Genomic DNA, 12,520 nt, shown 5'->3' on the forward strand with positions numbered 1-12,520 from the left:
CCTTATGCCAGACGACAGCCGCACCGCCGAAACCAGGCCTTCTCCCGACGCGCTGCTCGCGCACGCCGAGCGGGAGGAGCGCGGTCGGCTGAGGATATTTCTCGGCGCCGCCCCCGGTGTCGGCAAGACCTACGAGATGCTGATGTCAGGCCGCGCCAGGCTGGCCGAAGGAGTCGACGTGGTGATCGGCATCGTCGAGACGCACGGCCGCAAGGAAACCCAGACGCTGGTCGAAGGCTACGAGGTCATTCCTCGCCTTGAGATCGATTACAAGGGGCGGATCCTCGAGGAGATGGATCTCGACGCCATCCTCGCCCGGCGCCCGGCGCTGGTTCTGGTCGACGAACTCGCCCACACCAACGTCGCCGGCAGCCGCCACCCCAAGCGCTACCTCGACGTCCAGGAAATCCTGACGCACGGCATCGATGTCTACACGACACTGAACATCCAGCACGTCGAAAGCCTGAACGACGTCGTGGCCCAGATCACGCGCGTCAGGGTGCGTGAAACCGTTCCCGACTCCATCATCGATCAAGCCGACGACGTCGAGATCATCGACCTCACTCCCGACGACCTGATCAAGCGGCTGGAAGAAGGCAAGGTCTACTTCCCCAACACCGCCCAGCGCGCCATCGAGAACTATTTCTCGCCGGGCAATCTGACCGCGCTCCGGGAATTGGCGCTTCGCCGCACCGCCCAGCGGGTCGATGAGCAGTTGCTCAACCATATGCAGGCCCACGCCATCCCGGGACCCTGGGCGGCCAGCGAGCGTGTCCTGGTCTGGGTCGATGAGGATCCGCGCAGCGCGTCGCTTGTACGCTATGCCCGCCGCCAGGCAGAGCGGCTTCGCGCCTCGTGGCTGGCGCTCTATGTCGAGACGCCACGCTCGACCGGGCTGTCCGAGCAGGATCGCGACAGGCTGGCATCAACGCTTCGCCTTGCTGAACAATTGGGCGGCGTTGCCGTGACCATACCTGGCCACGACGTTGCCGTAGACATCCTGCGCTATGCGGCGGCCAATAACGTTACCCACATCATCACTGGCAAGCCACGCAAGTCGCGCTGGCGGCAGTTATTTGACGGCTCCGCCACTTATGACCTGATACGCGATGCCGGCAAGATCAGCGTTCACGTCGTCTCCGGTGACGCCCAGGCGCAAGTCCCGGCGTCGCGGGGGCTGACTCCCGCTCAACCACCGCGCCTCGACATCAGGCCCTATCTGACTGTCGTCTTCTATGTCGTGGCAGGGCTGTTGTTCGGCGAATTGCTGTCGCGCGTGCTGGATGTGCGCAACATCGCTCTTGTCTTTCTCATGGCTGTGCTGGCGTCAGCGGTCACGGCCGGGCTTTGGCCGGCGATATTCGCTTCCGTTCTCAGCGCCGTGGTCTTCAATTTCTTCTTCCTCGATCCTCTCTACACGCTGAATATCAGCGATCCTGAAAGCGCCGTCGCACTCGGCTTCTTCTTCTGCGTGGCGATCATCGCCAGCAATTTGACGGCTCGGGTGCAGCGCCAGGTCGTGGCAGCACAATCCCGCGCCCGCACTACCGAGGATCTCTATTTGTTCTCCAAGAAACTGGCCGGAACGGGCACGCTCGACGACGTTCTCTGGGCGACTGCCTTCCAGATCGCCTCGATGCTGAAGCTTCGCGTGGTGCTGCTTCTGCCGGAGAACGGCACGATTGTGGTCAAGGCCGGCTACCCGCCCGACGACACGCTGGCCGAGGCAGACATTGCCGCAGCGCTCTGGGCCTGGGAACACAACCGCGCCGCCGGGCGCGGCGCCGACACGCTGCCGGGCGCAAAACGCCTCTATCTGCCCTTGCGGACCGGACGCACGGCGGTGGGCGTCGTTGGCCTCGACAACGACAAGCAAGGCCCGCTGCTGACACCCGACCAGCAGCGTCTGCTCGATGCGCTCGCCGACCAGGCGGCGGTCGCCATCGAGCGCATCCAGCTCGTCGCCGATGTTGACCGGGCCAAGCTTGCGGCCGAGGCAGACCGTCTGCGCTCGGCCTTGCTCACCTCCATTTCCCACGATTTGAAAACGCCGCTTGCCGCCATCATGGGCGCGGCCGGAACACTCAGCGACTTCGAAGCCGCGCTTCCCGAGCAGGACCGGGCGGGACTGCTGTCGACCGTGCTTGATGAATCGGAAAGGCTGAACCGCTTCATCGCCAATCTGCTCGACATGACCAAGATAGAGTCCGGCACGATGGAGCCAAATTATGCGTTCCACTATGTCGGCGACATTGTCGGCTCAGCCCTGCATCGGGCCCGCAAAATCGTCGGCGAGCACAAGACCGAGATCGATATTCCATCGGATCTGCCGATGTTGCGTGTCGATCCCGTTCTGTTCGAGCAGGTGCTGTTCAATCTCCTCGACAATGCTGCAAAATACGCGCCGCCAGGTTCGACGATCCGCCTGCAGGCCTGGGCCGACAATGGCAGCGTCATCCTGCAGATCATGGATGAGGGACCAGGCATTCCGCCAGCGGACCTGGAGCGCGTTTTCGACACTTTCTACCGTGTGCGCAAGGGTGACCAGGTGCGTGCCGGCACCGGGCTCGGATTGTCGATTTGCCGCGGCTTCATCGAAGCGATGGGCGGGACGCTCTCGGCGGCGAACAGGACCGACCGCTCGGGCGCGGTTTTCACCATAAGAATGCCGGTGCCGGCAGAACTCCCCGATGTCGGTGAACCCGATGCTGACGATCGAAACATGGACCACCTGTCATGACGAATTTGGACGTCAGGATATTGGTGGTCGACGACGAGCCGCCGATCCGGAAACTGCTTCGCGTGGGGCTCGGCAGCCAAGGCTATGCGATCAGCGAGGCGCCGAACGCCAGCGCGGCGATTGAACTCATGGAGACGGAAAAGCCGGACCTGGTCCTCCTCGATCTCGGCCTGCCCGGCATGAGCGGGCATGAGCTGCTGCGCAAATGGCGGGATGATGGCCTGGACATTCCCGTGGTTATTCTTTCGAGCCGCACTGATGAGGCCGGCATCGTCTCGGCCCTCGAACTCGGCGCCGACGATTATGTCACCAAGCCGTTCGGTATGAACGAGCTTGTGGCACGCATCCGCGTGGCGCTGCGCCACAAGTTCCAGCAGCAGGGTGAGAAACCGGTGTTCCACACCGGCGACCTCTCCGTCGATCTGGTGAAGCGCATCGTCAAGGTCGAGGACAAGGAGATAAAGCTCTCGCCGAAGGAATACGACATCCTCCGCATCCTCGTACAGCACGCCGGCAAGGTTCTCACCCACCAATTCCTGCTGAAGCAGGTCTGGGGCGATTCCACCGACGTTCAATATCTCAGGGTCTATGTCCGGCAACTCAGGCAAAAGATCGAAAAGATACCCGACCAGCCCCGTTATATCACCACCGAGACCGGCGTCGGATATCGGCTGCGCGAAGTCGAGTGAAATGGGAGAGCCAGCCTCGCGTACCGCAATGCCTCCTCAAAGCCGGCAGGACGACGTAGCAATTCGCCGCGAATCAGCGGCGGCCATGGCATCGCCGGGCAAAACCCCTATATTAATCTGAGGTCGGTTTTGTGCGGGAATTAATGAATGTCACAGCTTCGTCTATTGACGTTTTTAGGGTCGGCAATGCTGGCAACGGTGATGCTGTCGGGCGTAAATCCTGCCGCATCGGCACAGATCGTCAGCCCCGCCGACCGCAACGCATTGATCCAGCAAAACCAGTTGCAGATGCTGGAGAACAGGCTGCAGCGGCAGCAATATCAGCAGCAGCAACAGCAATACCGTGCGCAGGACCGCCAAATCCCGGCGCCCCAACCGCAGGTGGTGCCGCAGATGAAGCCGACTTGTCAGTTGCTGCCGTCAGGGAGCGGCTTTGTCAGCACTTGCCGCTAACGTTTTCATTTATTTAGCCGACTTATTATGCTTGGATGCCGCCGCACCTGAGATAACATCGAAGGCGGTTTGGATTTAGCAATGCTGCCCTTCGTGCTTTGGGCACCGCTTCGACTGGATTTTTGAATGGCAGCCAGCAGAAAGAAGGTCGTCCGTAAGGCAAGGAAGGGCGCCCGGATTCGCCAGGTCGCGGCGATCCCCTTTCGGCTGAGCGAGCATGGCGAAGTCGAGGTTATGCTCGTCACATCGCGAACGACGAGGCGCTTCATCGTGCCGAAAGGCTGGCCGATGAAGGGCAAGGGCGGTCGCAAGGCGGCCACCATCGAAGCACAGGAAGAAGCCGGCGTCCTCGGCAGGATATTGAAACAGCCGGCCGGCACCTATTGCTACTGGAAGCGGCTGGCGAACCGCTTCGTCCGCGTCGACGTCGTCGTCTATTTGCTGGAGGTAACCGAGGAACTTGCCGACTGGCAAGAAGCCAACAGGCGGCAGCGGGCATGGCTGGCACCGGCCGACGCGGCGCTGCTGATCGACGAGCCGGATCTTTCGACGCTGGTGAGGAACATCAGGAGTCCCGAGCTGGAGCATACCCCCAAAAAGCAGAATCCGGCTTTCGGAAAAGATCACGCTCAATAAAACATGGGGGTCTATCCCGACTCTATCGGGAATTGGCTCCAGCGCCCTCCGCTGTCGCTTGAACCGACATCTCACTGGCTGCCTTCGTCTTCCTCGGGCAAAGGCCGCGCCGGCGTGCCGGTATAGGCCCACAGCCATTCGCGCGGCAGCGGCCCTTTGTTGCGGTCGCTTTCCTGCGACTGTTCCCATGCATGGGCCAGGATGCCGACCGAGCGCGACAGTACGAAAAGGCCTCGCGTCAGCGGCGGCGGGAAGCCGAGCTCTCCGTAGATGACGGCCGTGGCGCCGTCGATATTGAGCGGGATTTTTTTGCCCTTGCGCCGCGCAACCTCGGCCTCGATCGCCTCGGCGATGTCGGCGAAGCGCCCGCTGACAACGCCGAGCGCGGCAAAGTCGCGGGTCAGCTCGATGAGGCGGGGTGCCCGCGGGTCGACCGGATGGAAACGATGGCCGAGCCCCGGCACATAACCGTCTTCCCCAGCAAGGAAACGATCAACCCGCGCCGACACGGCGTCCGCGAGCGGCACGCCGGCGTCCAGTTCGGCGGCGATGTCTCCGTAGAAGGAAAGCGCCTGTTCGCCGGCGCCGCCATGCACGTCGCCAAGCACGTTGATGGCCGACGCCATGGCGCTGTTGATGCCGACGCCGCAAGTGATCGCCATACGGGCGATGGCGATCGACGGCGCCTGCGGTCCGTGGTCGACGGCGGCACCCAGCGCGATGCCAAGCAGCGTCGCCTGCTCCTCGCTTGGCAGTTCGCCGCGCATCATCAGCCAGATCATTGCGGGAAAGCTGACGCGGCCGATCAGATCCTGGATCTCATAGCCGCGCAGCCGGATGACGCCGGGCCGCATCTCGATGATGCCGGTCTGCCACCATTCCTCGCCGCGCGCGCGGCCAGTCTTGTTTTCCGTGTCGCTCATGCCTTCTTTTCCGTGCCGCTCATACCTTCGCTCTTTTCTTGGCGCGTGGCGGCAAACCGGCAAAAACCTCGTCCATATGCTCGCCGAGCCCCGGCGGCGGCCTGCTCGGCAAAGGTGCCTCGCCATCGACCATGAAGCCGCCGCGCACCACGATCAGCGGCCGGTCCATCCCGGACACAGCCTGGAAGCGCGCCGTCATGCCGCGCTGGATCACCTGTTGCTCTTGCAGTACCTGCGGGATTGTCAGCACCCGGCCTGCCGGCACGCCGGCGCGATTGAACGTCTCCTCCCAGGCGGCGGCAGAGCCGCTCGCCAAGGCATCCTCGATCAGCGCTTTCAATGCAATGCGGTTCTGCTTGCGCGTTTCGCGCTCGGCAAAGCGGACATCCGACGCCAGCTCCGGCCGATCGATCAACCGGCACAGTGTGACGAACTGCTCCTGCTTGTTGGCTGCGATGTTGAGCAAGCCGTCGCCGGTGCGAAACGCGCCAGACGGTGCGGCCGTCATGTTTTCATTGCCCATCGGCTGCGGCTCGACGTCCGCCGTCAGATAGTTCGACACCGGCCAGCCGAGCGCAGAAAGCGTGCATTCGAGCATAGAGACGTCGAGGAACGCACCCTCGCCTGTCGTCTTCTGCTTGACCAGCGCGGCGGTAATGGCGAACGCCCCGACCAGCCCGCCAAGCGTATCGGCGACGGGATAGCCGACACGCAGCGGCGCCGTTTCCGGTGTACCGGTGATGCTCATGATGCCGGAAAGACCCTGGATGATCTGGTCATAGGCTGGATTGTCGCGCATCGGCCCGGTCTGGCCGAAGCCCGATATCGCACAATAGACAAGGCTTGGCCGGACCTCCTTCAGCCTGGCATGGCCAAGCCCCAGCCGGTCCATGACGCCGGGGCGGAAATTCTCGACCAGCGCGTCGGCCGAAGCGACCAGATCGAGGAAGCGTTCGCGGTCGGCCTCCTGCTTGAGATCGAGCGCCACCGAGCGTTTGCCGGCATTCTGCGCCAGGAACGAAGCGCCCATGCCCACCCGGTTGAGCTCCGGCGAGGCGCCAAGCTGGCGCGCCAGATCACCGCCTTGCGGCGTCTCGACCTTGATGACGTCGGCCCCGAGCAATGCCAGCTGGTAGGCGCAATAGGGGCCGGCCAGCACATTGGTCAGGTCAAGGATGCGGATGCCGGAAAGCAGGTCTGTCATGACGTCACGAACAGCTCAGGCATCGCCCGGCACGTGCTCCGGTCCGCGCATGCGCCTGTGCTCGATGTAGGCCCAGATATGCGGTCCAACCAACCCGATGAAGGCCAGCGTCAGCAGCGTCAGCGACAGCGGATGCTTGTAGAACACCGTCCAATCGCCGTTCGAGATGGTCATCGCGCGGCGGAACTGCGTTTCGGCAAGCGGCCCGAGAATCATGCCGATGATGACTGGCGCGGTCGGGAAATCGAAACGCCGCATCAGGAAGCCGGCGGCACCGAGCAGATAGAGGATGATGAGGTCGATCGGCGATTGCGAAATGCCGTAGGTGCCGACCGTGGCGAACACCAGAATGCCGGCATAGAGCTGCGGCGCCGGAATCTTCAGTAATCGCACCCAGAGCCCGATCAGCGGCAGGTTGAGGACGACGAGGATGACATTGGCGATGAACAGGCTGGCGATCAGCCCCCACACCAGGTCGGCCTGCGTCGTCAGCAGCAGCGGCCCCGGATTGATGCCGTAGCTCTGAAATGCCGACAGCATGATCGCGGCCGTCGCCGAGGTCGGCAGGCCGAGCGTCAGCATCGGCACCAGCACGCCGGCGGCGGATGCATTATTGGCCGCTTCCGGCCCGGCAACGCCCTCGATGGCACCGACCGTGCCGAACTCCTCCTTGTGTCTGGAGAGTTTCTTCTCGATGGCATAGGAGAGGAAGGTCGGGATTTCGGCGCCGCCGGCCGGCATGGCGCCGATCGGGAAGCCGATCAGGGAGCCGCGCAGCCATGGCCTCCACGAGCGCGACCATTCAGCCGCGGTCATGTAGAGCGACCCTTTCAACGGCACGATGTCGTCCTTGCCGGCATAGCGGCGCGAGGCCATGTAAAGCGTCTCGCCAACGGCGAACAGGCCAACGGCGACGACGATGACGTCGACGCCGTCCAACAATTCGCTCATGCCGAAGGTGAAGCGCGGCTGCCCCGTCTGCAGATCGACGCCTATCATGCCGACGACGAAGCCGACGAACAGGCTGGTCAGGCCGCGCACCGACGACGAGCCGAGCACCGCCGAAACCGTGATGAAGGCCAGCACCATTAGCGAGAAATATTCGGCCGGACCGAAAGCCAGCGCGAATTTGACGACGATCGGCGCCAGGAAGGCAACGCCGATCGTGCCCAGCGTGCCGGCGACGAAGGAGCCGATCGCCGAGGTTGCCAAGGCCGCACCGCCACGGCCGGAGCGGGCCATCCGGTTGCCTTCCAGCGCGGTGACGATAGTGGCGCTTTCGCCAGGCGTGTTGAGCAGGATCGATGTCGTCGAGCCGCCATACATGGCGCCGTAATAGATGCCGGCAAACAGGATGAACGACGCCTCCGGCGCCACCTGGTAGGTGATCGGCAACAGCAACGCGATGGTCAATGCCGGTCCGAGGCCGGGCAGCACGCCGATCGCAGTCCCCAGCGTGGTGCCGACCAGGCACCATATGAGATTGATCGGCGAGAAGGCGACCGAAAATCCGTGCGCGAGATGGCCGAGCGTTTCCATGGCGTCAGCCCCTCAGCACGGCAACGACCGAATCGACGATCGCGTTCAGCTGGTTTTCGATGAAGCCGGCGCCGATATTGACGCCGAGTGCCCTGGCAAAGCCGAAATAGGCGGCCAGCGCCAGGATCAGACCGAGCAGCACGTCACGCAGCGGACGCCGGCTGCCGAAACCGTGGCAGATGAGAACGAACATGATGACAGATGCGGCGGTAAAGCCGAGCGGCTGGATCAGCACGAGGTTGGCGATCAGTCCGAGGACGACGATGCCCATCGCCTTCCAGTCGGTCGGCGTCTCCTTTTCGTCCTCCGGCTGCCATCCGCCCCGCAAGGCGGCAATGATGAGCAGCAGCGACAGGATCACCATCCCCGTCATGGTGATGTAGGGAAAGACGGTCGGACCGACCTTGGAATAGAGCGGCGACACCGGGATTGCCAGCGTCTGCCAGGCAACCGCACCCGCACAGGCGAGGAGCCCAACGCCGATCAGCAGTTCGGGCACTGCAAGGCGCGGCGGCGCCTGCTGGTCGCTGGTGCTCATCATCGTCCTCCCAATGTCGGTCCCTTGGGGCCGGTTCTCCTTGGACCGGTCTCACTCGGCCGATCTCGGCGTAGTTTCACCTCCGGCGCCGCGTATGTCCATGCGGCTGGCGAAAGTCGGCAAGGGTTGGCGCAGGCCGCCCCTTGCCGAGAGCATCACGCCAGGCCGAGGTCCTTGAGGATCGTCCCGATGCGGGCCGTGTCTTCGGCGACGAATTTCGCATAGTCGTCACCGGTGAGCAGGATCTGCGTCCAGTTGCGGTTCTTGCATTCGGTGGCCCAGGCGTCGCTCTTGGCCATCGTCTCGATCAGCTTGATCATTGCTGCCTTGTCGGCGTCCGAGACGCCGGGCGGCGCGAAGACGCCGCGCCAGTTGAACAGCTCGACGTCGATGCCGGCTTCCTTCATGGTCGGAGCATCGATGCCCTCCTGGCGTTTGTCGGCAGATATCGCCAGCAGCCGCAGCGCGCCCGCCTTGACCTGTTCGGCGAACTCGCCATAGCCCGAGATGCCGGCCGCGACCTGGTTGCCGAGCAGCGCCGACAGCGCCTCGCCGCCGCCGGCGAACGGCACATAGGACAGGTTGGTTGCAGGAACACCGACGGTCTTGGCGATGAGGCCGAACAAGATGTGGTCCGAGCCGCCGGCCGAACCGCCGGCGACTGGAACCTGCGTCGGGTCGGCCTTGAGGGCGGCAACGAAGTCGGCCGCAGTCTTGAACGGCGAGGCGGCCGGCACCACAAGCGCCTCGAACTCGCCGGTAAGGCGGGCGATCGGGGTGACCTCGGTAAGGTTGTTGGCCGCCTTGTTGGCGATGATGGCGCCGACCATGACCATGCCAGCCACCATCAGCGCATTGCCCTTGCCCTTCCACTGGTTGACGAACTGCGGCAGGCCGACGGTGCCACCGGCGCCGCCGACATTGGTGATCTGCGAGCCGGAGATCAGCTTTTCACTGCGCAGCACCTGGTCCATGGCGCGCGCCGTCTGGTCCCAGCCGCCGCCCGGCGCCGCCGGCACGAAAATCTGCAGCTGCGGTGCGTCCTGCGCGAAAGCGGGGATAAAATGCGATGCCGCGAGCCCGGCAGCACCTGCCGCCGCGGTGCTCATCAAGAATCTGCGTCTGTTCAGCATGGGATTCCTCCAAATCGCGACACCTCCTCCGGTGCCTGCCAGAAACGTAGCCTGAATTCAGACCCGCTCGATAAAATTCATGCAGAGTTTGCGTCATCCTGTCAAAGACAGAACACTCCCCATGCGCCACAATCGGCCCGTGCGATGTTCAGGCTGGCGAACTCGACGCCCGACTACGATGTGGCAGGCAGTGCCCAGACAGCATCGGTCAGGGCTGCCGCTGCAGCAGGATGGTCGGCTTGTCTTGATAGACGGTTCACAGCACTTCGCCATAACCGCATTTTGCCGCGACGTTCAGCGAGCCGGTGTTTTCCGGATCGATGATGCAGACGGTCTTCGCGGCTGCAAATGCCTCATCGCCCCAGGCAAGCACCCGTGCGACGACTTCGCTGGCCAACCCCTGGCCATGCACGCCCGAAACCAGAGCCCATCCGGCCTCCGGAATGCCCTCGATCGACGGCGTCATGTCGCGTTTCAGATCGTGGAAGCCGGCCTCGCCGATGAAGCGGCTGGTCGCCTTTTCCTCGACCGCCCAGAAGCCGTAGCCCAGAAGCGACCACAGGCCGGCATGGCGCAGGAAACGCATCCAGCTTTCCTCCCGCGTGCGCGGCTTGCCGCCGATAAAACGGGTGACGACGGGATCGGCCCACATTGCGACATAGGCGTCGAAATCGTCCAGCCGGTGCGGTCGCAGGACCGTGCGAGAGGTCTCAATCACTGGGGCGACAATCGTCTGCGGACTGGTCATGGTCATGCCTCGGTTGTGTTGCCGGTGCCTAATGCCGGTCATCCAACGGTTAGGACAGCGACATGCATAAAATGGGGAATCAAAATCCGTTGCGTAAAACAAGAACCAAGGCTGTGTAGATCATCTTCCAGGCTGATGTGAATCCCGCCAAGCGGTGTTAGTTTTTCGCCAGTATTTGGTTCACTGCGTTCGGTTTCGGCGCTGCCGTCCGACAGAGGGGAAACAGCATGGACACCACCGACCTTGTGCTTACCATCTTCCATCATCTGCTGGTGTTTTCGCTGGCAGGCATCATCGGCGCCGAATTCGTCCTGATCCGCAGCGACCTGTCCGCCGCGACGCTGAAGCGGCTTGTCGGTATCGATCGCCATTACGGCATCATTGCCATGCTGATCATCGTCGTCGGCATCGGCCGCGTCATCTATGGTCTCAAGGGCTGGGAATTCTACGTCTACAACTGGATGTTCTGGGCAAAGATGGCCGCTTTCGCAATTGTCGGCCTGTTGTCGATTATCCCGACCGTCCGATTCCTGTCCTGGAGCAGGCAGGCGAGCGCCAGTCCCGGCTTCCAGGTGCCTGCGGCGGAGCTAGCGTCCGTTCGCACCTATGTCCGCACGGAGGCATTCATCTTCCTGTTGATCCCGGTGTTCGCGGCGGCGATGGCGCGCGGCTACGGCTATTAAGATAGGTCGGAGGAAGGGCATCGCGCGGCCCGACCTTTCCACTCATTTGCGCGGACAAACGTGCAGTTTGCCGTTTGAGGCGATTGTCATTTGTCGGGTTGCGCTAGTTATTGCTCCATCTACATTCGGTTTGAGAGGAACTCCGCGCAGCGGTTGGTAATTCGTATTCTGGGAGGAAATCACGATGAGAAAATTCGTCGCCGCGCTGGCTGCCGTTGCGGTCGCCATGCTTTACCCGTTGGCCGCGGGCGCGCAGACGTACCCCGAACGCACCATCACCGTTGTCGTGCCGTTTTCGGCCGGCGGCCCAACCGACACCGTCACGCGTCTTGTCGCGGAAGCCATGTCGAAGGACCTCGGCCAGCAGGTCATCGTCGAGAATGTCGGCGGCGCCGGCGGCACGCTAGGCGCCGGCCGCGTCGCGAATGCCGATCCTGACGGCTATACGCTGCTCCTGCATCACATCGGCATGGCGACCAGCGCGACGCTGTATAGGAACCTCGCCTACGACACGCTGAACGCGTTCGAATATATCGGTCTCGTCACAGAAGTGCCGATGACCATCGTCGGCCGCAAGGATCTCGAGCCGACCGATCTGAAGGGACTGGTCGACTATGCCAAGGCCAACAAGGACACCGTCACCGTCGCCAATGCCGGGATAGGCGCGGCCTCGCATCTGTGCGGCATGCTGTTCATGAGCGCCATCGGCACGCCGCTGGTCACCGTTCCCTACAAAGGCACTGGCCCGGCCATGACCGACCTTCTCGGCGGCCAGGTCGACATCATGTGCGACCAGACGACCAACACCACCAAGCAGATCCAGGGCGGCACGATCAAGGGCTATGCCGTAACCTCGGCGCAACGCCTCGACGTGCTTCCGGACGTGCCGACAACGACGGAAGCCGGCCTTCCGCAGGTGCAGGTCGGCATCTGGCACGGAATCTATGCACCCAAGGGCACGCCGGCCGAGATCACCGAGCGCCTGTCGAAATCGCTGCAGGTGGCGCTGAAGGATCAGAACGTCGTCGCCCGCTTTGCCGAACTCGGCACCAAGCCGTCGCCCGAGGCCGACGCCACGCCGGCCGCGCTCAAGGCCAAGCTGGAAAGTGAGATCGCGCGGTGGAAGCCTATCATCGAAGCGGCCGGCCAGTACGCCGACTAAAGCTTGAACGGGGCGCCACCAGCGCCCCGTTTTTACACGGCATGGGCAAGCCCGCGGCGCGGCCCGGGAGGA

12 protein-coding genes are annotated in these 12,520 nt (G+C 63.2%); 6 read left to right on the forward strand and 6 right to left on the reverse strand.

What is annotated here, in order from left to right:
• Positions 1-4: 4 nt before the first annotated feature.
• The 4 genes from NKJ93_RS29230 to NKJ93_RS29245 all read left to right on the forward strand — a co-directional run bounded on the left by NKJ93_RS29230 (position 5) and on the right by NKJ93_RS29245 (position 4,518).
• Positions 5-2,740: a DUF4118 domain-containing protein gene (locus tag NKJ93_RS29230; RefSeq protein WP_352495478.1), complete on the forward strand. Its 2,736-nt coding sequence runs from the start codon at positions 5-7 to the stop codon at positions 2,738-2,740.
• Positions 2,737-3,429, forward strand: coding sequence for a response regulator transcription factor (locus tag NKJ93_RS29235; RefSeq protein WP_352592635.1), 693 nt, complete (start codon positions 2,737-2,739; stop codon positions 3,427-3,429). The genes NKJ93_RS29230 and NKJ93_RS29235 overlap by 4 nt, the downstream gene beginning before the upstream one ends.
• 147 nt (positions 3,430-3,576) lie before the next feature.
• Complete coding sequence (locus tag NKJ93_RS29240) at positions 3,577-3,882, forward strand: hypothetical protein (protein ID WP_023718986.1); 306 nt, start codon at positions 3,577-3,579, stop codon at positions 3,880-3,882.
• A gap of 126 nt (positions 3,883-4,008) precedes the next feature.
• A complete protein-coding gene (locus tag NKJ93_RS29245) occupies positions 4,009-4,518 on the forward strand; it encodes an NUDIX hydrolase (protein WP_023718985.1) in 510 nt (169 codons plus the stop codon).
• A 71-nt stretch (positions 4,519-4,589) separates the two neighbouring features.
• Here NKJ93_RS29245 and NKJ93_RS29250 read toward each other — a convergent pair whose 3' ends face one another.
• From NKJ93_RS29250 to NKJ93_RS29275, 6 genes are all read right to left on the reverse strand, one after another.
• On the reverse strand, positions 4,590-5,441 hold the full coding sequence (locus tag NKJ93_RS29250) for a citryl-CoA lyase (RefSeq protein ID WP_023718984.1): 852 nt from the start codon (positions 5,439-5,441) through the stop codon (positions 4,590-4,592).
• A gap of 19 nt (positions 5,442-5,460) precedes the next feature.
• Positions 5,461-6,645, reverse strand: coding sequence for a CaiB/BaiF CoA transferase family protein (locus NKJ93_RS29255; RefSeq protein WP_023718983.1), 1,185 nt, complete (start codon positions 6,643-6,645; stop codon positions 5,461-5,463).
• Positions 6,646-6,660: 15 nt separating this feature from the next.
• Complete coding sequence (locus tag NKJ93_RS29260; RefSeq protein ID WP_352483579.1) at positions 6,661-8,184, reverse strand: tripartite tricarboxylate transporter permease; 1,524 nt, start codon at positions 8,182-8,184, stop codon at positions 6,661-6,663.
• 4 nt (positions 8,185-8,188) lie between these two features.
• On the reverse strand, positions 8,189-8,722 hold the full coding sequence (locus NKJ93_RS29265) for a tripartite tricarboxylate transporter TctB family protein (RefSeq protein WP_023718981.1): 534 nt from the start codon (positions 8,720-8,722) through the stop codon (positions 8,189-8,191).
• Between the two features lie 155 nt (positions 8,723-8,877).
• A complete protein-coding gene (locus NKJ93_RS29270) occupies positions 8,878-9,855 on the reverse strand; it encodes a Bug family tripartite tricarboxylate transporter substrate binding protein (protein WP_352453995.1) in 978 nt (325 codons plus the stop codon).
• Positions 9,856-10,111: 256 nt separating this feature from the next.
• Positions 10,112-10,603 carry a GNAT family N-acetyltransferase gene (locus NKJ93_RS29275; RefSeq protein ID WP_352592638.1) on the reverse strand — a complete coding sequence of 164 codons (492 nt, stop codon included), beginning with the start codon at positions 10,601-10,603 and terminating at the stop codon, positions 10,112-10,114.
• A 227-nt stretch (positions 10,604-10,830) separates the two neighbouring features.
• Here NKJ93_RS29275 and NKJ93_RS29280 point away from each other — a divergent pair, with 227 nt between their 5' ends.
• Both NKJ93_RS29280 and NKJ93_RS29285 read left to right on the forward strand, forming a co-directional pair.
• On the forward strand, positions 10,831-11,286 hold the full coding sequence (locus NKJ93_RS29280) for a DUF2214 family protein (RefSeq protein ID WP_352483580.1): 456 nt from the start codon (positions 10,831-10,833) through the stop codon (positions 11,284-11,286).
• Between the two features lie 184 nt (positions 11,287-11,470).
• The gene (locus NKJ93_RS29285; protein WP_023718977.1) at positions 11,471-12,448 is read left to right on the forward strand and encodes a tripartite tricarboxylate transporter substrate-binding protein; all 978 of its coding nucleotides are present in this window, start codon (positions 11,471-11,473) and stop codon (positions 12,446-12,448) included.
• Positions 12,449-12,520 lie beyond the last annotated feature (72 nt).

The sequence above is a fragment of the Mesorhizobium sp. M0028 genome (assembly GCF_040323855.1).
In the GTDB taxonomy this organism is placed as follows: domain Bacteria; phylum Pseudomonadota; class Alphaproteobacteria; order Rhizobiales; family Rhizobiaceae; genus Mesorhizobium.

What these genes read in the sequence shown, in the direction of transcription:
- NKJ93_RS29230 (WP_352495478.1), top strand. Translation starts at nt 5, where the DNA reads ATGCCAGACGACAGCCGCACCGCCGAAACCAGGCCTTCTCCCGACGCG.
- NKJ93_RS29235 (WP_352592635.1), top strand. Translation starts at nt 2,737, where the DNA reads ATGACGAATTTGGACGTCAGGATATTGGTGGTCGACGACGAGCCGCCG.
- NKJ93_RS29240 (WP_023718986.1), top strand. Translation starts at nt 3,577, where the DNA reads ATGTCACAGCTTCGTCTATTGACGTTTTTAGGGTCGGCAATGCTGGCA.
- NKJ93_RS29245 (WP_023718985.1), top strand. Translation starts at nt 4,009, where the DNA reads ATGGCAGCCAGCAGAAAGAAGGTCGTCCGTAAGGCAAGGAAGGGCGCC.
- NKJ93_RS29250 (WP_023718984.1), bottom strand. Translation starts at nt 5,441, where the DNA reads ATGAGCGACACGGAAAACAAGACTGGCCGCGCGCGCGGCGAGGAATGG.
- NKJ93_RS29255 (WP_023718983.1), bottom strand. Translation starts at nt 6,645, where the DNA reads ATGACAGACCTGCTTTCCGGCATCCGCATCCTTGACCTGACCAATGTG.
- NKJ93_RS29260 (WP_352483579.1), bottom strand. Translation starts at nt 8,184, where the DNA reads ATGGAAACGCTCGGCCATCTCGCGCACGGATTTTCGGTCGCCTTCTCG.
- NKJ93_RS29265 (WP_023718981.1), bottom strand. Translation starts at nt 8,722, where the DNA reads ATGAGCACCAGCGACCAGCAGGCGCCGCCGCGCCTTGCAGTGCCCGAA.
- NKJ93_RS29270 (WP_352453995.1), bottom strand. Translation starts at nt 9,855, where the DNA reads ATGCTGAACAGACGCAGATTCTTGATGAGCACCGCGGCGGCAGGTGCT.
- NKJ93_RS29275 (WP_352592638.1), bottom strand. Translation starts at nt 10,603, where the DNA reads ATGACCAGTCCGCAGACGATTGTCGCCCCAGTGATTGAGACCTCTCGC.
- NKJ93_RS29280 (WP_352483580.1), top strand. Translation starts at nt 10,831, where the DNA reads ATGGACACCACCGACCTTGTGCTTACCATCTTCCATCATCTGCTGGTG.
- NKJ93_RS29285 (WP_023718977.1), top strand. Translation starts at nt 11,471, where the DNA reads ATGAGAAAATTCGTCGCCGCGCTGGCTGCCGTTGCGGTCGCCATGCTT.